22 protein-coding genes are annotated in these 23,711 nt (G+C 63.5%); 11 read left to right on the plus strand and 11 right to left on the minus strand.

The features are described 5' to 3' along the window. Positions 1 to 44 precede the first annotated feature (44 nt). From IG122_RS06935 to IG122_RS06950, 4 genes are all read right to left on the minus strand, one after another. Positions 45 to 260 carry a hypothetical protein gene (locus IG122_RS06935; protein WP_193181840.1) on the minus strand — a complete coding sequence of 72 codons (216 nt, stop codon included), beginning with the start codon at positions 258 to 260 and terminating at the stop codon, positions 45 to 47. 189 nt (positions 261 to 449) lie between these two features. Further along, positions 450 to 695, minus strand: coding sequence for a hypothetical protein (locus IG122_RS06940; protein ID WP_193181842.1), 246 nt, complete (start codon positions 693 to 695; stop codon positions 450 to 452). Between the two features lie 116 nt (positions 696 to 811). Then, positions 812 to 1,387 (minus strand): P-loop NTPase family protein, encoded by a 576-nt coding sequence (locus IG122_RS06945; RefSeq protein WP_193181844.1) that lies wholly within the window; start codon positions 1,385 to 1,387, stop codon positions 812 to 814. 4 nt (positions 1,388 to 1,391) lie between these two features. Continuing rightward, positions 1,392 to 2,561: a M20 aminoacylase family protein gene (locus IG122_RS06950; RefSeq protein WP_193181846.1), complete on the minus strand. Its 1,170-nt coding sequence runs from the start codon at positions 2,559 to 2,561 to the stop codon at positions 1,392 to 1,394. A gap of 179 nt (positions 2,562 to 2,740) precedes the next feature. Between IG122_RS06950 and IG122_RS06955 the strand changes: the two genes are divergently transcribed. The 3 genes from IG122_RS06955 to IG122_RS06965 all read left to right on the plus strand — a co-directional run bounded on the left by IG122_RS06955 (position 2,741) and on the right by IG122_RS06965 (position 5,926). Further along, on the plus strand, positions 2,741 to 3,892 hold the full coding sequence (locus IG122_RS06955; RefSeq protein WP_193181848.1) for an NADH:flavin oxidoreductase/NADH oxidase: 1,152 nt from the start codon (positions 2,741 to 2,743) through the stop codon (positions 3,890 to 3,892). A 271-nt stretch (positions 3,893 to 4,163) separates the two neighbouring features. Beyond that, positions 4,164 to 4,850 carry a hypothetical protein gene (locus tag IG122_RS06960; RefSeq protein ID WP_193181850.1) on the plus strand — a complete coding sequence of 229 codons (687 nt, stop codon included), beginning with the start codon at positions 4,164 to 4,166 and terminating at the stop codon, positions 4,848 to 4,850. Continuing rightward, positions 4,838 to 5,926, plus strand: coding sequence for an ABC transporter substrate-binding protein (locus IG122_RS06965; protein ID WP_193181852.1), 1,089 nt, complete (start codon positions 4,838 to 4,840; stop codon positions 5,924 to 5,926). Before IG122_RS06960 ends, IG122_RS06965 begins: the two co-directional genes overlap by 13 nt. 20 nt (positions 5,927 to 5,946) lie before the next feature. On the opposite strand, the gene IG122_RS06970 is transcribed toward IG122_RS06965, so the two are convergent. The 4 genes from IG122_RS06970 to IG122_RS06985 all read right to left on the minus strand — a co-directional run bounded on the left by IG122_RS06970 (position 5,947) and on the right by IG122_RS06985 (position 9,746). Then, complete coding sequence (locus IG122_RS06970) at positions 5,947 to 6,471, minus strand: c-type cytochrome (RefSeq protein WP_193181854.1); 525 nt, start codon at positions 6,469 to 6,471, stop codon at positions 5,947 to 5,949. Beyond that, a complete protein-coding gene (gene cueR / locus IG122_RS06975; protein WP_193181856.1) occupies positions 6,468 to 6,860 on the minus strand; it encodes a Cu(I)-responsive transcriptional regulator in 393 nt (130 codons plus the stop codon). The genes IG122_RS06970 and cueR overlap by 4 nt, the downstream gene beginning before the upstream one ends. 14 nt (positions 6,861 to 6,874) lie before the next feature. Continuing rightward, entirely contained in the window at positions 6,875 to 9,208 is a 2,334-nt protein-coding gene (locus IG122_RS06980; RefSeq protein WP_193181858.1) for a copper-transporting P-type ATPase, read from the minus strand. A 109-nt stretch (positions 9,209 to 9,317) separates the two neighbouring features. Then, on the minus strand, positions 9,318 to 9,746 hold the full coding sequence (locus tag IG122_RS06985; RefSeq protein ID WP_193181860.1) for a secondary thiamine-phosphate synthase enzyme YjbQ: 429 nt from the start codon (positions 9,744 to 9,746) through the stop codon (positions 9,318 to 9,320). A 73-nt stretch (positions 9,747 to 9,819) separates the two neighbouring features. On the opposite strand from IG122_RS06985, the gene IG122_RS06990 reads away from it, so the two are divergent. From IG122_RS06990 to IG122_RS07000, 3 genes are all read left to right on the plus strand, one after another. Beyond that, positions 9,820 to 10,497: a DNA-3-methyladenine glycosylase family protein gene (locus tag IG122_RS06990; RefSeq protein ID WP_226893376.1), complete on the plus strand. Its 678-nt coding sequence runs from the start codon at positions 9,820 to 9,822 to the stop codon at positions 10,495 to 10,497. Between the two features lie 184 nt (positions 10,498 to 10,681). Continuing rightward, positions 10,682 to 13,168: an EAL domain-containing protein gene (locus IG122_RS06995; RefSeq protein ID WP_193181862.1), complete on the plus strand. Its 2,487-nt coding sequence runs from the start codon at positions 10,682 to 10,684 to the stop codon at positions 13,166 to 13,168. 21 nt (positions 13,169 to 13,189) lie between these two features. Then, the gene (locus tag IG122_RS07000) at positions 13,190 to 14,245 is read left to right on the plus strand and encodes a hypothetical protein (RefSeq protein WP_193181865.1); all 1,056 of its coding nucleotides are present in this window, start codon (positions 13,190 to 13,192) and stop codon (positions 14,243 to 14,245) included. A gap of 4 nt (positions 14,246 to 14,249) precedes the next feature. On the opposite strand, the gene IG122_RS07005 is transcribed toward IG122_RS07000, so the two are convergent. Next, complete coding sequence (locus IG122_RS07005) at positions 14,250 to 14,969, minus strand: SOS response-associated peptidase (protein ID WP_193181866.1); 720 nt, start codon at positions 14,967 to 14,969, stop codon at positions 14,250 to 14,252. Between the two features lie 99 nt (positions 14,970 to 15,068). Between IG122_RS07005 and cysQ the strand changes: the two genes are divergently transcribed. Then, positions 15,069 to 15,842: a 3'(2'),5'-bisphosphate nucleotidase CysQ gene (gene cysQ, locus IG122_RS07010; protein ID WP_193181868.1), complete on the plus strand. Its 774-nt coding sequence runs from the start codon at positions 15,069 to 15,071 to the stop codon at positions 15,840 to 15,842. 9 nt (positions 15,843 to 15,851) lie between these two features. Here the strand turns inward: cysQ and parA are convergent, their stop codons facing one another. Then, the gene (gene parA, locus IG122_RS07015) at positions 15,852 to 16,502 is read right to left on the minus strand and encodes a ParA family partition ATPase (protein ID WP_193181871.1); all 651 of its coding nucleotides are present in this window, start codon (positions 16,500 to 16,502) and stop codon (positions 15,852 to 15,854) included. A 122-nt stretch (positions 16,503 to 16,624) separates the two neighbouring features. On the opposite strand from parA, the gene IG122_RS07020 reads away from it, so the two are divergent. Beyond that, positions 16,625 to 17,578 carry an L-threonylcarbamoyladenylate synthase gene (locus tag IG122_RS07020; RefSeq protein ID WP_193181873.1) on the plus strand — a complete coding sequence of 318 codons (954 nt, stop codon included), beginning with the start codon at positions 16,625 to 16,627 and terminating at the stop codon, positions 17,576 to 17,578. Positions 17,579 to 17,670: 92 nt separating this feature from the next. Then, a complete protein-coding gene (locus IG122_RS07025; protein WP_193181875.1) occupies positions 17,671 to 19,137 on the plus strand; it encodes an FAD-binding oxidoreductase in 1,467 nt (488 codons plus the stop codon). A 21-nt stretch (positions 19,138 to 19,158) separates the two neighbouring features. On the opposite strand, the gene IG122_RS07030 is transcribed toward IG122_RS07025, so the two are convergent. Next, entirely contained in the window at positions 19,159 to 21,072 is a 1,914-nt protein-coding gene (locus tag IG122_RS07030) for an LTA synthase family protein (RefSeq protein ID WP_193181877.1), read from the minus strand. 180 nt (positions 21,073 to 21,252) lie between these two features. Here IG122_RS07030 and IG122_RS07035 point away from each other — a divergent pair, with 180 nt between their 5' ends. Beyond that, positions 21,253 to 21,735, plus strand: a complete 483-nt coding sequence (locus tag IG122_RS07035; RefSeq protein WP_193181879.1) for an Hsp20/alpha crystallin family protein — start codon at positions 21,253 to 21,255, stop codon at positions 21,733 to 21,735. Between the two features lie 174 nt (positions 21,736 to 21,909). Next, positions 21,910 to 23,700 carry an acyl-CoA dehydrogenase gene (locus IG122_RS07040; RefSeq protein ID WP_193181881.1) on the plus strand — a complete coding sequence of 597 codons (1,791 nt, stop codon included), beginning with the start codon at positions 21,910 to 21,912 and terminating at the stop codon, positions 23,698 to 23,700. Positions 23,701 to 23,711: the final 11 nt, after the last annotated feature.

The following is a 23,711-nucleotide window of genomic DNA, read 5'->3' on the forward strand; positions in this document are numbered from 1 at the left end:
ACGTCGGGTTGGGGTAGGTCGACGCTCTCGGGGAAAACTCTCGGTCAGTTGTCGACGAGGTAGGCAGTCCCCGCGCCAACGCCGGTTCCGGCGCCGACACCGCAGGACACGCATCCGTCGGTCAGCGACGTGCTCGGGCCGAGTCCGGAGCCAATCGCGCCTCCGTTAAACACATGCCGCTCGGTCGCGCTCCCATCGACGCAGGCGGAAAGCATCAGCATGCCTGCGGCAATGACCGGGAGGATCAGAACGCGTCGCATGTCTCGGCTCCTCTCTTCGTTTCGGGGGGAGGCACTTGCCTCGCTTGCAAAGAAAACGCGGGAGGCCGCAAATGGTTCCACCGAGGTTCGATTATTTTCGGCCCCGAACGCACAAACGGCCGCCTGAGGGATGGCGGCCGTTCACCCGGAGAATGTCAGGAGATTGGAGAACCGGTGCTCTCCGGAACCTCAATCTTTCCCCTTCTCCTCATTCTTGATCTTGTCGTGGATATAACCCGCACCGGCACCCACACCGGCGCCGATCGCGGCACCGCAGGAGACACAGCCGCCGGTCATCAGCGTACCGACAGCGCCGACGCCCGCGCCAATGGCGCCGCCCGAGAGCGTGCTCTGTTCCGTAGAGTTCATGCCGGTGCAACCGGAAACCAGGAGGCCGCCCGCAAGGACCGCCGGAAGGATCATGGTGCGTCGCATTTCGCGTCTCCTCGATGCAATTCAGAAAGAGGCTTGAGCCTCGTATGCAGAGAGAACGGTTCTGACGACAGATTGTTCCAAGACGGACGGCGCTGCGCATGCACGGCGCGGACGGATTATCCGACGTCCAGCTCCCGCACGGAACCCGCGACCTGTTCGATTTGGCGAGCCGTCGTGTCGGTGCCGGAAACCCTGATCACTGGGCAAGGCAGCCGCGCCATCCACGCCTCGTGCGCGCGGCGGCTGCGGGTTTCCAGTCCGGCAGTATCATAGGAAGCCGCCCACTCGATGAAGGCCATGTGGGCGTCATAATGCGCCCCGCCGGGTTGCAGCGCCTCGACGCCGTAGCGCTCCTCCTCCCGCGCGATGAGCCTGTCCATCCGCAGATCGAAGGGGGTGTAGACGAAGACAACGAGATCGAACCGCTCAACCAACGGCTCGCCCCAGGACACCAGCGAGCCGGTCAGGATCCAGCGCTCCGCCGCATCGATCGCCTCTGTCAGCAGGCGGAGCCTCTCCGGCACCGTGCGTTTCTCAAGGAACCGCGGTTCGGTCGGCAGCCAGTAGAAATCGTCCGTGTCGAGATGCAGATAGCCGAAACGCTCCGCCCAGGCCCGCCCAAAGGTCGAGGTGCCGGAGCCCGAGGCGCCGAGAACGTGGATGCCCTGTGGAAGCGACGCCGGATCCGTCACGGCCTCACGCGGATTTCGCCAGACGCGTCTCGACGAGACGGGACCAGTAGCTGGCGCCGAGCGTCAGCGCCTCGTCGTTGAAGTCGTATTCCGGATGATGCAGCCCCGCCGTATCTCCGTTGCCGCACCAGATATAGGCGCCCGGTTTTTCCTGCAGCATGTAGGAGAAATCCTCCGCGCCCATGCTCGGCGGCAAATCGCGATCGACCTTGCCGGTGCCGCCCGCGACCTCGGCGCAGATCCCGGCCGCGAAATCCGCTTCCTTTGCCGTGTTCACCGTCGCCGGATACCCTGTCATGTAATTCAATTCCGCCGTCGCGCCGTAGGTCGCGGCGATACCGTCCGCGACGCGCTTGATCCGTTCCGGCAGCGTCGCCTGGATCGCGGGATTCAACACCCGGCAGGTGCCGCGCAGCATGATCTCGTCCGGAATGACGTTGAAGGCATCGCCCGCATGAAACTGGGTGGCGCTGATCACCAGCGCCTCGGCCGGATCGGTGTTGCGGCTGGTTATGGTCTGCAGCGCCATGACGATGTTGGCGCCGACGACCACCGGATCAACGCCCTGGTGTGGCATCGCCGCATGCGCGCCGCGCCCCTTGATGGCGATTTCCCAGTTATCGCGGGCGGCCATGACCGGCCCTGCGGAGACGCCGAAGCAGCCGACCGGCATTTCCGGCCGGTTGTGCATGCCGTAGACCTCGTCGACCGGGAACAGCTTGAAGAGACCGTCCTCGATCATCTTCTTGCCGCCGCCCTTGCCTTCCTCGGCCGGCTGGAAAATCAGGTGCACGGTCCCGGCGAAATTGCGGGTCTCGGAGAGATATTTCGCGGCACCGAGCAGCATCGTTGTGTGCCCGTCGTGGCCGCAGGCATGCATCTTTCCGTCACTCTGCGAGCGGTGCTCCAGCGTACCCTTCTCCTGGATCGGCAGCGCGTCCATGTCGGCGCGCAGGCCGATCGCCGGACCATCGCCGCCATTACCCTTGATCGTCGCGACGACACCCGTACCGCCGAGCCCGCGATGGATCTCGAGGCCCATTTCGGTCAGCCGGGCGGCGACGAAATCCGAGGTCTCGAATTCCTCGAAACCGAGTTCCGGGTTTTGGTGGATATGGCGCCGCCAGCCCGTCAGCTCTGCATGGAAGTCGGCGATGCGATTGACGATAGGCATGGAAAGGCTCCTGGCGGGCGGGTGATTCGAAGGATTGGAAACGGGCCCACGATGGCGCGCTCCGCGTTCCTGTCAAGTGCCGAGCGGGCGCGATTGACTTGGCATGGGAGAACCAACCGGAAATGGCCAATTTCGAAGGCCATGGGCTATCCTCTCCGGCAAAAACGGGGAGGACTTCAATGACCGCCAAGACGCCGCTGCTCTTTCAGCCGATCCAGCTCCGGGGCATCACCCTGCCGAACCGCATCGTGATCCCGCCGATGTGCATGTATTCCGCCGAGGAAGGTTTCCCGACCGATTTCCATATGGCGCATCTCGGCAAGTTCGCCATCGGCGGTGCCGGGATGGTGATCCTGGAAGTGACGGCGGTGACCCGCGACGGACGGATCACCCACGGCGATCTCGGCATCTGGGACGACGAGCATGCGGCGAAGCTCGCACCGCTTGCCGCCTTCCTTAAATCCGAAGGCACGGTGCCGGCGATCCAGCTCGGCCATTCCGGCCGCAAAGGCAGCATGCAGCGTCCCTGGAAAGGCAACGGCCCCCTCACCCCGGAGGATATTGCGGGCGGCGATACCCCCTGGCAGCCGGAAGCCCCGAGCGCGGTGCCGCTTGCCGACGGCTGGCTTACGCCCCGGGAACTCGACCTCAGCGACATGAAGCGGCTCCGCCAGGCCTTCGCCGACGCGACCAAACGCTCGGTCGATGCCGGCTTCGAATCCGTCGAGATCCATTGCGCGCATGGTTATCTCCTGCAGACATTCCTCTCTCCGCTCGGCAACTTCCGCACCGACGCCTATGGCAGAGATCTGCAGGGACGCATGCGGCTGCCGCTGGAGATCGCCGAGGATGTCCGCGCCGCGCTGCCGGACAATCTGCCGCTCTTCGTCCGAATCTCCGCCGTGGACGCCATCGACGGCGGCTGGGAGATGGAGGACAGCCTCGTCTTCGCCAAGGAACTGAAAGACCGCGGCGTCGACGTAATCGACTGTTCCTCCGGCGGGCAGACGCCGAAGGGCGCGACCAACTTCAAGCTGAATCGTTCGCCCGGCTACCAGGTGCCCTATGCCGCAGAGATCCGCCGCGATGTCGGGATCATGACCCAGGCGGTCGGACTGATCACCGACCCGCACCATGCAGAGGAGATCCTTGAGGCGGGCGACGCCGACCTGATCGCGATCGGCCGCGAGGCGCTCTACAACCCGTTCTGGCCGCGCCATGCGGCGGACACTTTCAAGCTCGACGAGGATTTCGAGCACTGGCCGCCGCAATATGGCTGGTGGCTGCAGAAAAGGGCGCAGGGCCAGAGGGCGCAAACGCGCACAACCTAAACTGATTGCGGCGCCCCAGCACCGCATCAATCGTCAGATTTTCGAAAACGATAATTCTCCTTTAGGTTGTAAACGCAAGTTGATGCTTGTATTCTTCGTGTTACGGAAGAGTGTCTAAGGAAATAATTGAGGCAGGTGCCACATGATGGCAACGCCGTCGGACAGGCCGTCACTAAACCCGTCACAAAAAGAGAACGAGAGCCCACCTACGGGTCAGCGAGACCAAGTGTCTCAGCCCGGCGGATCTGGTTCTAGCGGTGACTGGCGCTTCATGGGTAAGAAGGTTACCGAGCTGGTTGCTGTCTCGGCCTTCGTTTTGGCCTTGATACCGAACGTTTTTCTTATCGTCGGTTACTTCGCGTCACCGGAAATCGTTGTCCTTTCTCCAACGGAAATCGAGCTCCGGTGCGAACCTGACGAAGACATTGGCGTGGATGTCTATGAATGGGTCTGCAAGGACGATGCCTATCTGACCGTTACTGTTTCGACGATCACCGTGATCAACCAGAGCAAAAACGACAAAGACGTCCTCATTCGGGAAATCTCGGGCCATTTCGATATGGCCGGTCATGAAGGCGATCTTCGATGGAAGTATTTCGCACATTACACTTCCGTCGACACAACGGAGAGCGTTGCGAGCCCGAAAACCGTGAAGGCCGGCACGTCGTTCAGCGAAGAGGTAAGGCTCTATCCAGTGTTTCTGCCTGACACGGAAAACCCGATCAGCAATCGACTTGCCTTCGATGAATACTTGAAAAAAGTGACCGCAGAGTTGGACAAACCGATGCCGGTAACGGTCACAATCAACGTTTCATTTCTCTCAGATGAACTCCCGGACGTTGTCGTCCCCTGTACGTCGGCGTTGCCCGGAATCCTCCGGAAAAGCTATGCGAGCCGACAAAAGAAAATGACCTCCGTCACGCTTCCCTGCCGCGAACAGACGCAATGGAGTTCATGATGCGCAAATTACCGAAATCGGTGTCATTCTTGCTCTTGCTCATCTTGTTTACTCTGCCTTTGCAGGCTGTAGCTCAGCAGCGTATCGCCGTCCTCGCGCCGGTTACAGGCAACGTTGCCCCCGACGCTCTAACCCTGCTCGCAGCGACGAGAGATCAGGCGATCCATCTCACTGGTCAGAACGGAAAGTCTATCTCTCTGGTCATTCAGGACTCGGGACCGCGTTCGAAGAATGCTGTGCAAGCGGCAAAGCAAGTAATCGAAAGAGACGGGATAACCGAGATTATTGCCATTCTTCCGTCAGACAGCCAGGCCACGGCCGTCGCTTCGGTCGCCCGAAGATTTCCTGAAGTAAGAATTGTAAGTCTGCTGCGTCCGATGGCAGGCGCGTCGGTGGTGAATATCGTCCCTGACTACGACGGGGCTTTGGACGACACATTTTGGGACCAGATCGGACCGCAGGATCAGCTCGTCACTATCGATGCTTTCGATAATACCCCTGGCAGCAAGCTGTTGGCAGAGCAGATCTGGGGAAGGATTTCTGAGATAGATGCACAGCAAGGAAAAAAGAAAAAGAAAGGCTGTAAATCGAAATGTTCGAAATCTTCGGCATGCAGCCAAATCTTCGATTCCGCTTCGGTAAGTTCTTCGAAGCCGAAATGTCCAAAATGCAACAAAATCAGTGCCTGCGACTCCACCCTCTCAACCACTCTGCGGCAGTCAGCAGAAGGATTGAGTAGCGAGGAGTTCGTGCTAACCTTCGAGGATCCAAGCTACAATTCACGCTTCGCAAGATTTTTCGGCCGAGACTTCACCCCGACACGACGCCTGTTGGCGATGCCCGAATTCGTTCGGCGAAATCACTCGGGTAAAATTGAAACGCCAGTCGATGGGACCTACAAGCGGATATCCTTGACCACCCATTTCGACGCCGACGCCTTTGCAGAGCAGGGACTGAAGATACTGATCGACGGCAACGGCGCAATTGGGGGGATCCAGACGATCCGCTCTAATAATGACGGTCAGACAATCAATTACATTATTGCAACCGGCGCCCTAAAACATCTCGGCAACTAGCCGTCAAGATGGGCGTGCCCTCAGCCGCCCTTGGCGGCCTGCGCGTTAATCATATCGTGGCGCTGCCGGATTTCCGGCGGCCAGGAGCTCTTGATGAAGGACAGTACGGCGAGGATTTCCCTGTCGCTGAGAACGCCTTCGTACCCCGGCATGTCGCTCTCGTAGCCGTTTCCGACGATCCGCGCCGGGCCGAACTTGGTAAGTGCGAAAAGCTGTTCGTCCGGATGGTGCCACGTATGGCCGTTCGGATCGTGCGGCGGCGCCGGCAGGCGGCCGTCCGGCTTGCGCTCGCGCCAGTTCGGCTGACCGGCGAGATTGAGCCCGTGACAGGCGGCGCATTCGGTCGCGTAGATCTTCTTGCCCTCCGCGACGAGCCCGGTATCGCCAGGGCGGAGACGCACCGCGGTCGATTTCTCCGCCTCGGCGGCGCCCGGCAACACACGGGACAACACCGACGGCCGGTCCGGGTCCTGTATCCGGGAATAGCCGGCCAGCGCGAAGAGCAGCAGGACGGCACCCCCGGAGAGCAGGATCTTCCAGTTCATTGCGAGCCGCCCGCGAGATCGTCGAGGATCGGGCAATCGGGTCGGTCATCGCCATGGCAGGCGCGAACAAGATGAGCGAGCGTGCCGCGCAGACTCTGCAGCTCGCGGATCTTGCGGTCGATCTCTTCCAGATGCGCCTCAGCGATGGCCCGGACGTCCGCACTCTCCCGCCCCTTCTCGTCGTAGAGAGACAGAAGGGCGCGACAGTCCTCTATGGAGAAGCCGAGTCCCCGTGCCCGCTGCAGAAAGCGGAGACGGTGAATATCCTCGTCCGAATAGTCGCGGTACCCGTTCTCCCGGCGTTCCGGATGCACGAGACCGATCTCCTCGTAATACCGGATCGTCTTGGCCGGCAGCCCGGCGCTTTCGGCGACATCCCTGATCTGCATGGCGCGTCTCCCCGTTAGAGCTTCACGGTCCGCAAGCGCAGCGCGTTGCTGATGACCGAAACGGAACTGAGGCTCATCGCCGCCGCCGCAAGCATCGGGCTCAGGGTCATCCCGAGGACGGGATAGAGCACGCCTGCCGCCACCGGCACGCCGAGCGCGTTGTAGATGAAGGCGAAGAAGAGGTTCTGGCGGATGTTGCGCATGGTCGCCCGGCTGAGATGCCGCGCTTTCACCAGCCCGCGGATATCGCCCTTCACCAGCGTCACCGCCGCGCTTTCCTTGGCGATGTCGGTGCCGGTGCCCATGGCGATGCCGATATCGGCAAGCGCCAGCGCCGGCGCGTCGTTGATACCGTCCCCGGCCATCGCCACGACGCACCCTTCCGCCTTTAGATCGGATATCAGGTCCGCCTTGTCCGCCGGCATCAGGCCACCGCGGACGTCCTTGATCCCGAGTTCCCGGCCGATCGCAACCGCCGCCTTCGGATTGTCGCCCGAGGCCATGACCACGCGGATGCCGTCCTTCTGCAAGTCGGTGACCGCCTCCTTGGCGCCCTCCTTAACTTTGTCGCGCACCGCGATCAGGCCGATCAGCGTGTCGCCGTTGGCGACATAGAGCAGCGTCGCACCAGAATTAGAGAAGCGGTCCGCCTGCTCCGCGAGTGCCACGATATCGACCCCGAGTGTTTCCATGAACCGGGCGGAACCGGCAGCAACGACCTCGCCATCGACCGTTCCCTTCAATCCCAGGCCGGTTTCGGCGGTCACACCGCTGGCCGGCTTGAAGGAGACCGAACGCTTTTCGGCAGCCCGCAGCACGGCGGCCGACAATGGATGCTCGCTGCCGCTTTCCACGGCAGCGGCGAGACGCAGGATCTCATCCGCCTCCGGGCCGACACTCGCCATGTCGACCATCTCCGGCCGTCCCTCGGTCAGCGTGCCGGTCTTGTCGACCACCAGTGTGTCGACCTTCTCGAAGCCTTCGATCGCTTCCGCATCGCGAATCAGGATGCCCGCGGCGGCTCCGCGTCCGGCCCCGACCATGATCGACATCGGGGTGGCCAGACCGAGCGCGCAGGGACAGGCGATGATGAGGACCGAAACTGCGGCGATCACGCCATGCGCCAGCGCGGGTTCGGGACCGATGAGCGCCCAGACGGCGAAGGCCGCGATCGCCGAGAGCACTACCGCCGGAACAAAATAGCCCGCCACCGCGTCCGCCACCTTCTGCACCGGCGCACGGCTGCGCTGTGCATCGGCGACCATCGCGACGATATGGGAAAGCATCGTATCGCGGCCGACCCGCTCCGCTTCCATCACCAGAGTCGCGTTGCCGTTCAGGGTCCCGCCGACGAGGGCATCGCCCGCGCCCTTCTCGACCGGAAGCGGCTCGCCGGTCAGCATGGATTCATCGACCGAACCGGTTCCCTCGAGCAGGTGCCCGTCGACAGGAACGCGCTCGCCCGGGCGGATCCGCAGCCGGTCGCCGACCTCGATCGCCTCGATCTCGATTTCCTCGTCGCTTCCGTCGGCCGTCAGACGCCTGGCCGTGAGCGGGGCGAGGCCGAGCAGGGCTTTCAGCGCATCCGACGTCTTCTCCCGCGCGCCGAGTTCGAGCACCTGACCGAGCGCGACCAGCGTGATGATCACGGCCGCGGATTCAAAATAAAGTCCGACCGCCCCGTCGGCACCGCGGAACCCCTCCGGGAACAGATCCGGCAGCAGCAGGGCCGCGACGCTGTAGAGCCAGGCCGCACCAGTGCCGAGGGCGATCAGCGTGAACATGTTGAAATGGCCGCTCTTCAGCGAATTCCATCCGCGCTCGAAGAACGGGAAGCCGACCCAGAGCACCACCGGCGTCGCCAGCAGGGCCTGCGCCCAAGGATTCCAGGCCCCGGCGATCAGCCGGTCGAGGCCCGGCACCATCTCTCCCATCGCCAGGATGAAGGCCGGAAGGGTGAGCAGCGCACCAACGGCGAAGCGCCGGCGCATGTCGATATATTCCGGATTGGGTGGCGTATCCCGCGTGATCATCTCCGGCTCGAGCGCCATGCCGCAGATCGGGCAATTGTCGGGCTCCGGGCTCCAGACGCTCGGACACATCGGGCAGATATAGCCCGGACCCGCGCCTTCGGGTTTCCCCGTGGTCACCGCCTTGCCCGAGCTCTTGCCTCCACCGCCATGGCCGCAGCAGGCATGCGCGGCGGGTTCGGCTTTCTCGTGACCGCAGCAGGCGCTCGCGGCGGGTGCCGGCTCGGCATGACCGCAGCAGGACGTCTCGACCGGCTTAGCCTCGCCGTGGCAACAGGAACTCTTGGTCTCGATTTTTTCGTGCGCGTGACTGGACATGCGCTGGCTCCATCGGAACGGGAAAACGACCGTATATCGGCCACTACGCCCCTTGATAAAGCCTCCAGTCACTAGAAGGTCAAGCGGCAAACCTGTCCCGTTTCCGGACTTATTCTCCGAGCAGATGCAGGACGATTTCCCGGCGATGCGGCGCCCGGCGGTGCTCGATCAGGTAGATCCCTTGCCAGGTCCCGAGCAGAGGGCGCCCACTGCCGACAGGGATCGAAAGCGATGTCTGCGTCAGCATGGTGCGGATATGCGCCGGCATGTCGTCCGGTCCTTCGATGCCGTGACGGTAACGAGCGGGATCCTCGGGAGCGATCTCCGCGAGATAATCGGCGAGATCCGCCCGGACGTCCGGGTCGGCATTCTCTTGGACCGTTAGCGAGGCCGAGGTATGACGCAGGAACAACGTCAGCAATCCGATCCCGATTCCGGTCCCGCCGACCCATTCAGCGACCTCGCGGGTGACATCGTAGAATCCCCGGCCGCGGCTCTGCACCGGCAGGATCTCCTGTGCCTGTCTGGTCACGTTCATGCTCGCCCCTTATCAGTCCGCCTCGGGCAAACTAAGCTCGCCCGCCGGATATGGGAACAGCGGGACGCAGCAGATGAACGGCAGCATGGAGCACGACGACACCCTGACCTCGGCGGTCGCGGAACTGTCCGCTCGGGACCCGGATCTCCGCGCGGTCTACGAGCGCCTCGGCCCGCCGCCTTCGCGCCGGGAGTCGCCCGGTTTCGCTTCGCTGATCCGCATTCTGACCGCACAGCAGGTCTCGCTCGCCTCGGCGAGCGCGATCTGGACACGCCTGAACCAGGTCATCGAGGTCACTCCGCAGGCGATCGCAGGAGCGAGCGACGAGGATTTCCGGGCCGCCGGCTTCAGCCGTCCGAAAGTACGCTACGCGCGAGCGCTTGCAGACCATATTGTCTCCGGCCGGCTCGACCTCGGCATACTCCCGGACCTCCCTGACGATCAGGTCAGGGTCGCGCTCACGGCAGTGCCGGGGATCGGCCGCTGGACCGCTGACATCTATCTCCTGTTCTGCCTCGGGCGCCTCGACACCTGGCCCGGCGGAGATCTGGCGATCCAGGAAGCTCTGCGCGACGTCAAGCGGCTGGAAGCAAGACCGAACGAAAAGCAAACCCGGCTGCTGGCGGAAAACTGGCAGCCATACCGCGGCGCGGCGGCGCAGCTTCTGTGGCAGCATTACCGGCATCTGAAGTTCGGTAACAAATCGGGAGAAAATGCTGTCTTTCCCGTGACAGACGCAACATCGCCCTGATATCCTTTGAAAAATCGAAACGAAATCAGTGGCCAATGCTGTTCCGGTTGGGTCATCTCCACACCGATGACCGGCCGTATCACGAACGAGCATTATAGCGGGACGGAGAGCCGGATTGACATCAAAGAGCCCGACGAAGTCTCGCCGCAGTGGCCAGACCGGGCAGCGAAGCGACGCCACTGAAATGACCGCACTGGCCACCTTCCACAATGACCCCACTGAGCTGCTCAACGCACTCGAGCAGCTCGAAGTCGGGCTTTGCCATTACGACAGGAATGGCCGGCTGACCTCGTGGAACCAGCAGTTCCTGAACCTCTATCCCGAGCTGGATGCAAACGCGATTTCCGGCAAGACGCTGGAGGAAATTCTCTGCTCCGAAGCGGTCCTCGCCCGCTGGGTGACGGACCCCGAGACGGAATGCGCGGAGAAATGGATTGAACGGCGCCTTTCACGGCATCGCGATCCCGGTGCTCCGGTTCTGATCCACGACAGCCGCGACCGCTGGGTCGAGGTCACCGAATTCCGAACCTCCGGCGGCGGCCTGCTGAGTTTCCACCGCGACATCACAGAAGCGAAAGAGCATCGCAAGCACGCCGAGGACCAGACCCTGCTCCTGCGCGCCACGCTCGACAGCATGGACCAGGCGATCGCGGTGTTCGACATGCACATGACGCTGAGGGTCTGGAACGCCCAGCTGATCGAACTGTTCGACTTCCCGGAACATCTGATGCGGGTCGGGACTCCTGTGTCCGAGCTGGTCGACTTCATGCTGTCGCGCGGAGATTTCGCCGAGCGCAACCGGGACGCCATTCTGAACGAGGTGATCGAATATCTTCGTCTCGAACGCTCGATGATAAGCAATCACAGGCTCGCATCGGGCCGCATCCTCGAATACACCTTCACGCCGATGATGAACGGCGACGTGATCCTGGCGGCGACCGACGTAACCCTTACCGAGACCGCTCGCCAGGGGCTCGCGGAAAGCGAGGAACGCTACGCCCTCTCCGCGGCCGGATCTAACGACGGACTTTGGGACTGGGACCTCAGGCGGGAACGGATCTATCTCTCTCCGCGCTGGCGCGAAATGCTCGGCCTTGCCCATGAGGACGTCACCGACAACCCGGCCGAATGGTTCAGCCGCATCCATCCCGACGACGTCGCCCGCGTAACCAAGCAGATAGACGCCCATCTGTCCGGGACCCTGCCGCATTTCGAGTGCGAGTTTCGCGTCCGGCATGCCGACGGTACCTATCTCTGGATGCTGACCCGCGGCCTCGCGGTGCGTGGCGAGGACGGATCGGCGCACCGCTTCGCCGGGAGCCAGACCGACATCACCGGACGCAAACGGGCGGAACAGCAACTGGTGCACGACGCGCTGCACGACGCCCTGACCGGATTGCCCAACCGCACGCTTTTCCTCGACCTGGTGCGCAAGGCCCTGGCAAGACTACGGCGCGAGCCGGACACCCGCTTCGCCGTCGCCTTTCTCGATCTCGACCGTTTCAAGATCGTGAACGAAAGCCTGGGGCACGTGCATGGCGACGACCTCATCGTCGCAACCGCGCGGCGCTTCGAAAACGCACTCCGGGAAAGCGATACGGTCGCCCGGCTCGGCGGGGATGAATTCGCGATCCTGCTGGAGGAGATCGAGACGACGGAGGAGGCGACCCGGCTTTCCGAGAGCCTGCACCAGTCCCTCGCCTCTCCTTTCCGCCTCGGTGGCAAGGAGATCTTCGTGTCCGCGTCGCTCGGCGTGGCGCATTCGGATCAGGGTTACGAGCGCCCGGAGGATATTCTGCGGGATGCCGAACTGGCGATGTACCAGGCGAAGGAGCGCGGCAAGGCGCAAAGCATCGCATTCGAGAACGATATGCGTGTCTGGCCGGTGACGCCGCTCGATCTCGATTCCGATCTCCGGCGCGCGCTGGAACGCGACGAGATGCGCCTGCATTACCAGCCGATTATCGACATCCGCCGCGGCAAGCTCGCCGGTTTCGAGGCGCTGCTGCGCTGGTTCCATGCCGAGCGCGGGGAGATCTCACCGGTCGAATTCATCCCTGTCGCCGAAGAGACCGGCACCATTTTCGCGCTCAGCCAATGGGCCCTGCGCACCGCGGCACAGCAGATGGCCGAATGGAACGCAACCCGTCCATCCGGCGAGAGACTGGAGATCAGCGTTAATCTGTCGGGCCGCCAGTTCGCCCGGCCGGATGCCGTCTCCGGGATCATCGACTGCCTCGAGGGCGTCGGGCTGCCGGCCAGCCTGCTCAAGATCGAGATCACAGAGAGCACGCTGATGGCGGATGTCGACCGCTCGACGCAAATGCTCGACCGGCTGAAGGCCGCGGACATAAAGATCTGCGTCGACGATTTCGGGACCGGCTACTCGTCCCTCTCCTATCTGCACACTTTTCCGATCGACACGCTGAAGATCGACAAATCCTTCATTCAGGACATGACAAGCAACTACCAGAACCTCGAGATCGTCCGGACGATCACGATGCTGGGGCAGAATTTGCGGCTGGACGTCATCGCCGAAGGCGTCGAAACCCCGGAGCAGCTCGGACAGCTGCGCGCGCTTGACTGTCAGTATGCGCAGGGGTTCCTTTTCTCCAAACCCATGAGCGCGGCGGACGCGACCGCGTTTCTTGCGGAAGACAAGTCCTGGTAGGCTAGGTATCATCACCCCGTCATGAAGCGATACGCGCATTATTTCCTCCAGTCCCGCCCCGCCACCGCCCGCGGGGGACACTGGGAAACCCTCGAACAGGCCCGTGCCTATTCCGTCCTGAAATCGGGTCTCCTGCGCGAGATCGCGAACGATCGCGGCGCGGAGATTCGCCTGGTCGGCGCCTATCACGACGATGCGACCGGCGAATGGCAATACGCGCAGCTGTTCTACCTCGATCAGAGTTCGGTGGAGCTTCCCGGCGCCGATGACGACGACTATGACGCTGACGACCGGGACGAGGACAGGGGCGGGTTCGACGACGACGCTGTAGACGGCTTCGGTACCGGATCGTCCCATGAAGACGCGATCCAGGAAACGCAATACGAGCCGGAACCCGGCAGTGGGCCTGCGGAGACGGAGGCCGAAACCGAAACCGGGGATGCCGTGCCGTGGGCATCGCGCGGCCGCGACAGTTCCGAACCCGATCGGTACGACGAACTTCCGCCGGTATTTCATAAGCCTGTGCCAAAGCGGCGTTCGCCCGTAAAGGGCATCATTCTGCTGATCCTGGTCCTGGTCCTGATCGGCGGCCTCGCCGCTTCGGTGCTGCTCTATCTGCAGCATCCGGCGATCCTGTCCCTCGCGGACAGAGCCGGGCTCGGCGACTATGCACGGATGTTCCCGCACGCCTCCGCCCCCGGGGAAACCGATATGGCGGCTCCAGCGAACGAGCCGGTCGTGATGCCGCTCACCACCGGCAACGTGGTGACCTTCCGGGGCATTGCCCCGGCGCTGGTCGGACGCTGGTCGCCGGACAATTGCGCCGAGAACTACGTTGTCTTTACCGACGACGGTTATACCGTCACACGTGACGGCAAGACCTCGACGGAGACTGTCGAGGTCACGGAAACCCTGGAAGACGATTTCCAGTACTATCTGCGCAGAACTCCGTCGCTGGTCGAGCACCTTCAGAAGCTCGGACCAAACGATATCCAGATGGCCGGCTCGACGGGTACCGGCGGGTTCATGCCGAGCGGCAATTCGATCCAGATCCTGAACCGCTGCCCGCGGCAGTGAAGCGTCAGAAGAGTGAGCCCTGACGCGGCGCCGACATTTCCGTGGCAGGCTCCGCAGGTTCTTCCAGTTCTTCCACCGGCTGCAGCAGCGCGGCATCGTCGTTGCGGACATTTCCGACCCGGCTCGAGACCGGCGTGAAGACCAGATCCTCTCCGTCATAGGCTTTCAGCACGGAAACGCGCTCCGACACATCACCGTCGAGCCAAGCTGAGAACGCCGCCGCCTCGGCCAGCATCACAGGCATCCTGTGATGGATGTGGGCGATGCGCGAGTCCGCATCCGTGGTCAGAAGCGTGAAGGTCTCGACCGGCTCAGCGCCCTTGTTCCAGCACTCCCAGAGCCCGGCGAAGGCAAAGGGCCGGTTGCCCTCAAGCGAGACCCGGTAGGGCTGCTTCTCGCGGCCCAGCTTGCGCCATTCGTAGAACCCGTCCGCGGGCACGAGACAGCGGCGCTTCTGGTAGGCGTCGCGGAAGGCGGGCTTTTCCGCGACGGTCTCCGAGCGGGCATTGATCAGCGAGGCTGCGCGGCTTTCGTCCGGCGCCCAGGACGGCACGAGCCCCCAGCGCAGCATGTCCATGTGGCGCACACCGTCGCGTTCCCGGATCACCGGGGCCGACTGCATCGGCGCCATGTTGTAGCGTGGCTCCAGATTGATCATGTCCGAGACCGCGAAGAGACGCCGCATCGCCTCCGGCGCCGTTGTGATGCTGTAGCGTCCGCACATGCCTGTTCAAACCCGCCCGTTTCCAGTATTCAGGGGACCGCCCGTGCGCCGAGCCTACGACCCGGCGGCACTCGTCTTCAACACTCTCCCGGACCGGTCATGGACAAACAGTCGCTTCTGAACGAGATCATCCTGATTGCGCGTGAGGCCTCGACGCTGATCCTGAAATATTATGAAGGCGAGATCGCGGTCGACGATAAGGCGGACGGCTCGCCTGTCACTGCGGCTGACCGCGCTGCGGACAAGCTGATCGTCGCGGGGCTGAAGAAGCTGACACCGGAAATCCCGATCATTTCCGAGGAAGGCTTCGCCGCCGGCGCCAATCCGGACATCTCGGGCGGCACCTACTGGCTGGTCGATCCGCTCGACGGCACCAAGGAGTTCATCAAGCGCAACGGCGATTTCACCGTGAACATCGCGCTGCTCGAGGATTTCGAACCGGTTCTCGGCGTGGTTCTGACGCCCGTGACGGGGCTCGCCTCCGCCGGTGTCGTCGGCGATGGCGCCTTCGACGAGGAGGCGGACGGCTCTCGCCGTACCATCTCCGCGCGTCAGGCCGACCCGAAACAGATCACCGTGGTCGCCAGCCGCTCGCATCGCTCTCCGGAGCTGGAGGCATATCTCGCCGAGCTGAAGCCGGCAGAAGAGATCTCCCGCGGCTCCGCGCTGAAATTCTGTCTCGTCGCGCGCGGCGAAGCGGATCTCTATCCGCGCGTCGGCCCCACCAGTGAGTGGGATACCGCCGCCGGTCAGGCGGTTCTGATGGCCGCCGGCGGCAGCATGACGTCCTTCGACGGCACGCCGTTCCGTTATGGCAAGGCCGACGAGCGCTTTCTCAACGGCATGTTCATCGCAAAGGGACCGGGCGTCTGAGGAGGGGCTCTAGCCGGCCGCCTTCAGCGCCGCCTTTGCGAGGGCGTTGATCTCCTGCGCCGCGACACTGCGCCTCGCCGCCTCCACCACGCCAAGCCCGTCGGCCATGCTGCTGGCAAGCGCGACCCGGTTGCCGATCGTGACCTTGGCGAGCGGCACCTTCAGTTCGGCGATCGCGGCGCTCATCCGTTCGGTCAAATTGGCGCGCGGCGGTACCCGGTTCAGCACCAGCAGCACCGGCGTCTTTTCCGCTGCGGCGATTTCCAGCGTCGGCTTCGTTGCCCAGACATCCATCGGGCTCGGCTGCACCGGAAGCAGCGCGAGATGCGCATTGCGGATCGCGATCTTCGCCTCGGTCTCCGCATGCGGCGGGGAGTCGACGATGACGACGTCATACTCCTTCGCCTGCTTCTCGATCTCGGCCGCGGCGCGCCAACCGGTGATCTGGATGATCTCGAGTGCCCCTTTGCCCTTGTAGGCAATTTCACCGTTCAGGGAATTGCGCATCGCGAACCAAGTGGCGAGGCTCATCTGCGGATCGATATCGATCGCCGCGACCCGCTTGCCGGAATGGGCGAGCGCGACCGCGAGCTGGGCGGCGAGCGTCGTCTTGCCGGCCCCGCCCTTCTGCTGCGCGATGGTGATGATGGTTCCCGTCACGGCGGCACTCCCAGGCTGCATCACGACTGCGATTTCCCGTTCACGTTATCATCAATTTTGTGCGCCGCAACACGCGTCTGCTGCTTGACCTGCACCCAATCGACAGCCGATAAGCGGCAGCCATGATCGAGACCCGGGTATTGAAACCGTCCGACGACGCCATCCGCGAGGCCGCTGACGCCCTCTCGCGGGGAGAGCTCGTCGCCTTTCCGACGGAGACCGTCTACGGCCTCGGCGGCGACGCGACCGACGACCGGGCCGTCGCGAGAATCTTCGAGGCAAAGGCGCGGCCGAGCTTCAATCCGCTGATCTCGCACCTCCCGGATCCGGAATCCGCCTTTGATCACGGAATGTTCGACGACCGCGCCCGCATGATTGCGGAGGCTTTCTGGCCGGGCCCGTTGACCCTCGTGGTCCCGCGCCGGGGCGATTGCCGGATCTCGCTGCTCGCCAGCGCCGGGCTCGACACGGTCGCGCTCCGCGTTCCGTCGCACCCGCTCGCATCCGCCCTCCTCGCCGCCGCCGGACGGCCCATTGCGGCGCCGAGCGCAAATCCCTCCGGACGCGTCAGCCCGACGACGGCGGAACACGTTCTGGCCGGTCTCGACGGCCGGGTTTCCATCATTCTCGATGGTGGACCGTGCTCCGTCGGCCTCGAATCGACCGTGCTCGACCTCTCCGAGGAGGCACCGACCATCCTCCGTCCGGGCGCCGTCACCGCGGACATGCTGGAACCACTGATCGGTGCGGTCGGAGTTGCCGGACACGGGGCGAAGATCGCCGCGCCGGGCATGCTGGAAAGTCACTATGCGCCCGGCCTGCCGGTCCGCCTCGACGCGACGGCGCCCGGACCCGGCGAACTCTTCCTCGGTTTCGGTACAGTCACCGGCCCGGAAGGCTCGGAGACCCTCAGCGCGCAAGGCGACCTGACGGAAGCCGCCGCAAACCTTTTTGCCCTGCTACGAAGCCTCGACAGACCGGGCGCCACCGGGATCGCCGTCGCGCCGATCCCCGAAACCGGTCTCGGCATCGCCATCAACAACCGCCTGCGGCGGGCTGCTGCACCGCGCGCATAGGTGCCTTCGCTCATGAGCGGGTTGCCGTTCCGTCTTCCCTCACTAATATTGCCGCCTCGTTCGCTGCTATTGCCGATCTGGAGACCCCGCCCATGTCCGCCCCGCGCACAACGGCCCTTTCCGATGCGCCCTATGTTCCGAGCCCGGAGGAATCCGCTGCCATCGCGCGGATCAAGGAGCTGCTCGGCCCGAAAGGCTGGATCGACAATCCGGCCGACATGGAAGGGAACCTGATCGAGGATCGCGGGATCTATCACGGTCGCGCACTGCTGGTCGCGAAACCGGCAACGACCGAGGAGGTCTCAGGCGTCCTGAAGCTCTGCCACGAGGCCGGCATCCCGGTCGTGCCGCAGGGTGGGAATACCAGTCTCTGCGGCGCATCGGTTCCGTTCGAGACGGGAAACGAGATCGTCCTCTCGCTCGCCCGGATGAACCGTATCCGCTCGATCGACCCGCTGAACTACACGATGACGGTCGAGGCCGGCTGCGTGCTGCAGACCCTGCAGGAAGAGGCGTCGAAGGCCGATCGCTATTTCCCGCTCAGCCTCGCCGCCGAGGGGAGTTGCATGATCGGCGGCAATCTCGGGACCAATGCCGGCGGCACCAACGTGCTGCGCTACGGAAATGCGCGGGAGCTGACGCTCGGCATCGAGGTGGTTCTGCCGGACGGACGGATCTGGAACGGGCTCGGCAGCCTGCGCAAGGACAATACCGGCTACGACCTGAAGGATCTCTTCATCGGCTCCGAGGGCACGCTCGGCGTGATCACCGCCGCCGTCCTGAAGCTCTTCCCGAAACCGCGCGACATCCGCACCGCCTTCTGCGCGGTCCGGGACATCGACGCGGCGCTGGAACTGCTGAAACGGGCACGGACCGAGAGCGGTGACAGCGTCGAGACCTTCGAGCTGATCCCGCGGCTGGTGATCGACCTCGTGCTGAAGCACATGCCGGACTGCGAGGACCCGCTCGAGACCCGTTACGACATGTACACGCTGATCGAGCTGGTGACGACACGGGACAATGACGACGGGATCGAAGAGCGCTTCGAAAGCATCCTCGGCCAGGCCATGGAAGACGGCCTGATCCTCGACGCGGCGCTGGCCCAGAACGAGCATCAGCGGCAGGAAATCTGGAAACTGCGCGAAAACGCCTCGGAATCCCAGAAGATCGAGGGCGCCTCGATCAAGCACGACGTCTCGGTTCCGGTGGCAAGCGTTCCCGCTTTCTACAAGGCCGCCGCAGAGGCGGTCTACAAGGTGAACCCGGACGCCCGCATCGTCGCCTTCGGCCACATGGGCGACGGCAACCTGCACTACAACGTGCAGGAACCCGAAGGCGGCGACACCAAGGCCTTCCTCAAGAACTGGGACGCCTATAACCGCGCCGTCCACGACGTCGTGGTCTCCTTCGGCGGCTCGATCAGCGCCGAACACGGCATCGGGCGGCTGAAGCGCGAGGAACTTGCGCATTACAAGAATCCGGTCGCGCTCGACCTGATGCGGACGATCAAATCCGCGATCGATCCGAAGGGGATCATGAACCCGGGCAAGGTGATCTGAGCGGCTGAGATCCGGCGACTACTAGGACGCGCCCTCTTTCTCGTCCTCGCGAAGGTCGCCCTGTCGAAAATAATGGCTCGCCGACTGGTACCAGGCGATCGCGTCTGCGATCAGGTCGTCATCCGATTTTGACGGCCCGGCCCCCGCGGTGACCGGAAGACCTTCGGCGATCTCCGGCGGACGGTTGACGTCGAGAATGACCAAGCGCCCGTCGCTCAGATATCCAAGCTTCTGATAGGTGCTGATGAAGGCACGCTCGCGGCCTTCTTCCAGCGCGAAGATGTCATAGCCGAAAAAGCGGCTGGAATAGGACATCCCGAGCCATCCCATCAGGCTCGGTCCGACGTCGATCTGGCTCATCAGCCGGTCCATATGCGACGGCTCGATGACCTTGGGCGCGTACCAGATCATCGGGATGTGATAGCGATCGAGCGGCAGGTCGGTCTTGCCCGCCGCCTTCGACGTGTGATCGGCCGTGATGATGAACAGCGTATTGTCGAACCATGGCTTCGACGCGCTGCGGCGGATGAAGTCGCCGATCGCCCAGTCGGTATATTTGACAGCGCCCTCGCGCTTACCCTGCGGCAGGTCGATACGATCCTCCGGGAAGGTATAGGGACGGTGATTGGACGTCGTCATGACATGGGCGAAGAATCGCTGTCCCTCGGCATGCGCGCGGTCGAGCGTCGCAATGGTGAGGGAGAACAGATCCTCGTCGGCGATCCCCCAGATATTCTCCGCATGAGGCGTCAGCCCCGCCGCCTCAAGATCGGTCCGGTCGACGACCTTGTAGCCGTTGCTGCCGAAATAGGCGTTCATGTTGTCGAAGAAGCCGTAGCCGCCGTAGATCCAGTAAGGCGTCCATCCGTTTTCCCCGAGTTCCTCGCCGAGATTCTCGAGGCTGTTGTTGTTCGGCCTGCGGACGATACTCTGGCCCGGCGTCGGCGGCGTGCCGATTGAGAGCGCCTCAAGCCCGCGGACGGTCCGGGTCCCGGTGGCGTAGAGGCGGGTGAACTCGAGTCCCGCCGCGGCCAGCCGGTCGAGTTCGGGCGTAAGGTTCTGCCCATTCCCGAAACGTCCGAGGAATTCCGCCGAGAGGCTTTCGACGGAAATCAGGACGACATTCAGATCCTTGCCCGCCACGCGCGCGCTCACCTCGCGCTCAATGCCCGATTTCTGCTTGAACGAGGCGTTCGGCTGCGCGACGAGGCGGCGGATGCGGCTGTCCGCCTCGGCAAGCGGAAGTGACGGGTAATACTTGTCGTAGTCGAGTTGATTGTGACGATAGGCATGCCCGAGCGAATAAATGCCGTTGCTCGAAAGCTGCGCGACGAAAGCATTCGGAGCGGCGTCGGCCAGATCCGTATCCAGGAAGACGGCCCCGCCGCCGGCCGCGGCCGAGAGCGCCGCCACGATCCCGACACGCGCGCGCAAACCGGACCGGGTCGCCCGCGCCATCCGGGGCCAGCTGAACCAAGTCACGATCCCCGCCCCTCCGGCGATGATCGCGAACCACAGGGCCACGGGGTAGCTTTCGCGGATATTGCCGATCACCTCGTGGGTATAGATCAGGTAGTCGACCGCGATGAAATCGAACCGGCTCGCAAATTCCGCCCAGAAGGCGAATTCCGCGATCGCGGTCACGGCGAACAGACTGAGATAGAGACCGGCCCAGACCATGGCCCAGAGTGCTTCCCAGCGGGCAAGGCGACCGGATCTGGCAAGGTCCGGCATGATCGCTTCGTAAAGCGCCCAAGGCAGAAGCAACCAGGGCGCGACCGCCAGGTCGTAGATCGATCCGACCGAGATGATCCGTACCCACTGCCCGGCCTCGAAGGGCTGCCCGGAGAACAGTGCGAGGCCGATCCGCGTCGCCATTGACACAAGGAAGAAGGCTGCGCCGATCCAGATCAGGCGCCTCATACCTCTGGTCACGGTCATTGCTTCCTATTCAGGTTCGACGGTGGAACGGCAGGTTCCCAAGGGGCCGGAAGAATAGCCGAAAAGACCTTCCGGATGCGCTGCGGCAGCTTGACCCACCTCAATGCATAGAGGCCGGAGACTTCCTATATTCCGCTCATGAGTGTGCCAACGCCAGACTCAATGGAGGGAATCATGGGCGAAGTTACCGAGAAGAAAGTCACCGAACCCGCGCGCACCTATGCCGATCCCTTTACCGCCTTCCGGGCGGAGATGGACCGGATGTTCCACAATTTCCTGCAGACGCCGACTTTTTCTCTGCCTTTCGCGGGCAGCGGCAACGGCATGGTCGTGCCGAGCGCCGACATGAAGGAGGCCGACGGCGGATATACACTGACGGCCGAATTGCCCGGCATCGCCGAGGAAGACATCGACCTCTCCGTCGCAAACGGCATGATCACGATCAAGGGCGAGAAGAGCGAAGAAAAGACGGACGAGAAAGAAAGTTATCACCTGACCGAGCGCCGCTACGGCGCATTCCAGCGCTCCTTCCGTCTGCCCGACAATGTCGACGAAGCCAAGATTAAGGCAAGCTTCGACAAGGGCGTTCTGACCGTCTCGATGCCGAAGAGCAAGGACGGCAAGCACCAGGAACGCAAAATCAAGATCGGCGCCTGAACGCGCGCAGCAGACCTTGCCCGGCTTCCCCCTCGGGAGCCGGGCCTCGCATGCTCTTTTCCTGCCTCGACAAGGCCCTATTTGGATTGCAACACCGGCGCCACGGACTAGACTGCGCCGAACAATGAAACCGTCCGGGAACCGCAATCCGGGTGGTCAGTCGAGAGGAAACCCATGACCGTCTATTCCGCCCCCCTCGAGGATATGCGCTTCACGCTGCGCGACATCGTCGGTTTCGATAGGATCGCCGCCCTGCCCGGCTTCAGTGGATCCGACAACGAGATCATGGAACAGATCCTGGAAGAGGCCGGCAAGCTCGCGCGCGACGTGCTGGCGCCGCTGAACCCGGTTGGCGACCGTGAGAAGGCGCAGCTCGAGAACGGCGTCGTCCGCCCGGTCCAGGGCTTTGCCGATGCCTATCGGCAGTTCTGGCAGGGCGGCTGGAACGCCATGCCGTTCGAAGAGGAGTATGGCGGCCAGAATCTGCCGATCTCGCTGACCACCGCGGTCTGGGAGATGTGGAACGCCTCCAACCTCGCTTTCACCCTCTGTCCGCTTCTGACCCAGGCCGGCATCGAGGCGCTCTCGAAGCATGCGAGCGCGGAGCAGAAGGAAAAGTATCTGCACAAGCTGGTCTCCGGCGAATGGACCGGGACCATGAACCTGACCGAGCCGCAATCCGGCACCGATCTCGGCGCGATCCGCACCAGCTCCCGGCGCAACGGTGACCATTACCTGCTGAAGGGCCAGAAGATCTTCATCACCTGGGGCGACCACGACATGACGGACAATATCGTCCACATGGTGCTCGCCCGCTCGCCCGACGGACCTCCGGGCAGCAAGGGGCTGTCGCTCTTCATCGTGCCGAAATTTCTCGTCAATGACGACGGCTCGCTCGGTGCCCATAACGACGTTCGTCCGGTCTCGCTCGAGCACAAGCTCGGGATTCACGGCTCGCCGACCTGCGTCATGTCCTATGGCGACAACGAGGGCGCTATCGCCTATCTCGTCGGCGAGGAAAACCGCGGCATCGAGTACATGTTCGTGATGATGAACAACGCCCGCCTCGCGGTCGGCCTGCAGGGCCTCGCGATCGCGGAGCGCGCCTATCAGCAGGCCGTTGCCTTTTCCCGCGACCGCGTGCAGAGCCGCGCCATCCAGGGCAGCGACGGTCCGGTCGCGATCATCCAGCATCCGGACGTCCGGCGCATGCTGCTCGGCATGAAGAGCCAGATCGAGGGCATGCGGGCGCTCTGCTACTACACCGCCGCCGAGATCGACCGCGCGAACCGCGAAGCCGATCCCGACGAGGCCGCGAAGGCGCAGCGCCGGGTCGAGATCCTGATCCCGGTGGTGAAATCCTGGTGCACCGATACCGGCCTCGCCGTGACCTCGACCAACATCCAGATCCATGGCGGCATGGGCTTCATCGAGGAGACCGGCGCCGCCCAGCATTACCGCGACGCCCGCATCACCACGATCTACGAGGGCACCAACGGCGTCCAGGCGATGGACCTGATCGGCCGCAAGGTTGCCCGCGACGGCGGCGAAGCGGCGGCGGAACTTTTCGCCGACATCCGCGCCGATCTCGAGCCGTTGCGCGGCAGTGACGAACTCGCCGCCCGGGCGCTGGTGAAGCACATGGATGCGGGTCTCGCCGCCGCCGAGGAGGCGGTGCAATGGCTGGTCGCGACCTTCGCGAAGGATCCCGGCACCGCGGCCAGCGGCGGCGTGCCGTTCCAGAACCTGATGGGGTTGCTGTGCGCCGGCTGGCTGCTCGCCCGCGGGGTCAACGCCGCAGCGGCGCAGAAGGCAGGAGCCAATGGCGATGCCGCGTTCCTGGAGGCGAAACTGACCACGGCACGCTTCTTCGCCGATTATCACCTGAGCCAAGCGCCGTCGCTGCTCACCCAGATGACAGAAGCCGGTGAGAGCGTGATGGCGATGGCGCTGGATCGTTTCTGAGTCGGAGGTCC

The organism is Nisaea sediminum, from assembly GCF_014904705.1.
Taxonomy (GTDB): Bacteria; Pseudomonadota; Alphaproteobacteria; order Thalassobaculales; family Thalassobaculaceae; genus Nisaea; species Nisaea sediminum.

Coding starts and splice junctions, on each gene's coding strand:
- IG122_RS06935 (WP_193181840.1), bottom strand. CDS start 260: ATGCGACGCGTTCTGATCCTCCCGGTCATTGCCGCAGGCATGCTGATG.
- IG122_RS06940 (WP_193181842.1), bottom strand. CDS start 695: ATGCGACGCACCATGATCCTTCCGGCGGTCCTTGCGGGCGGCCTCCTG.
- IG122_RS06950 (WP_193181846.1), bottom strand. CDS start 2,561: ATGCCTATCGTCAATCGCATCGCCGACTTCCATGCAGAGCTGACGGGC.
- IG122_RS06955 (WP_193181848.1), top strand. CDS start 2,741: ATGACCGCCAAGACGCCGCTGCTCTTTCAGCCGATCCAGCTCCGGGGC.
- IG122_RS06960 (WP_193181850.1), top strand. CDS start 4,164: ATGGGTAAGAAGGTTACCGAGCTGGTTGCTGTCTCGGCCTTCGTTTTG.
- IG122_RS06965 (WP_193181852.1), top strand. CDS start 4,838: ATGGAGTTCATGATGCGCAAATTACCGAAATCGGTGTCATTCTTGCTC.
- IG122_RS06970 (WP_193181854.1), bottom strand. CDS start 6,471: ATGAACTGGAAGATCCTGCTCTCCGGGGGTGCCGTCCTGCTGCTCTTC.
- cueR (WP_193181856.1), bottom strand. CDS start 6,860: ATGCAGATCAGGGATGTCGCCGAAAGCGCCGGGCTGCCGGCCAAGACG.
- IG122_RS06980 (WP_193181858.1), bottom strand. CDS start 9,208: ATGTCCAGTCACGCGCACGAAAAAATCGAGACCAAGAGTTCCTGTTGC.
- IG122_RS06985 (WP_193181860.1), bottom strand. CDS start 9,746: ATGAACGTGACCAGACAGGCACAGGAGATCCTGCCGGTGCAGAGCCGC.
- IG122_RS06990 (WP_226893376.1), top strand. CDS start 9,820: ATGAACGGCAGCATGGAGCACGACGACACCCTGACCTCGGCGGTCGCG.
- IG122_RS06995 (WP_193181862.1), top strand. CDS start 10,682: ATGACCGCACTGGCCACCTTCCACAATGACCCCACTGAGCTGCTCAAC.
- IG122_RS07000 (WP_193181865.1), top strand. CDS start 13,190: ATGAAGCGATACGCGCATTATTTCCTCCAGTCCCGCCCCGCCACCGCC.
- IG122_RS07005 (WP_193181866.1), bottom strand. CDS start 14,969: ATGTGCGGACGCTACAGCATCACAACGGCGCCGGAGGCGATGCGGCGT.
- cysQ (WP_193181868.1), top strand. CDS start 15,069: ATGGACAAACAGTCGCTTCTGAACGAGATCATCCTGATTGCGCGTGAG.
- IG122_RS07020 (WP_193181873.1), top strand. CDS start 16,625: ATGATCGAGACCCGGGTATTGAAACCGTCCGACGACGCCATCCGCGAG.
- IG122_RS07025 (WP_193181875.1), top strand. CDS start 17,671: ATGTCCGCCCCGCGCACAACGGCCCTTTCCGATGCGCCCTATGTTCCG.
- IG122_RS07035 (WP_193181879.1), top strand. CDS start 21,253: ATGGGCGAAGTTACCGAGAAGAAAGTCACCGAACCCGCGCGCACCTAT.
- IG122_RS07040 (WP_193181881.1), top strand. CDS start 21,910: ATGACCGTCTATTCCGCCCCCCTCGAGGATATGCGCTTCACGCTGCGC.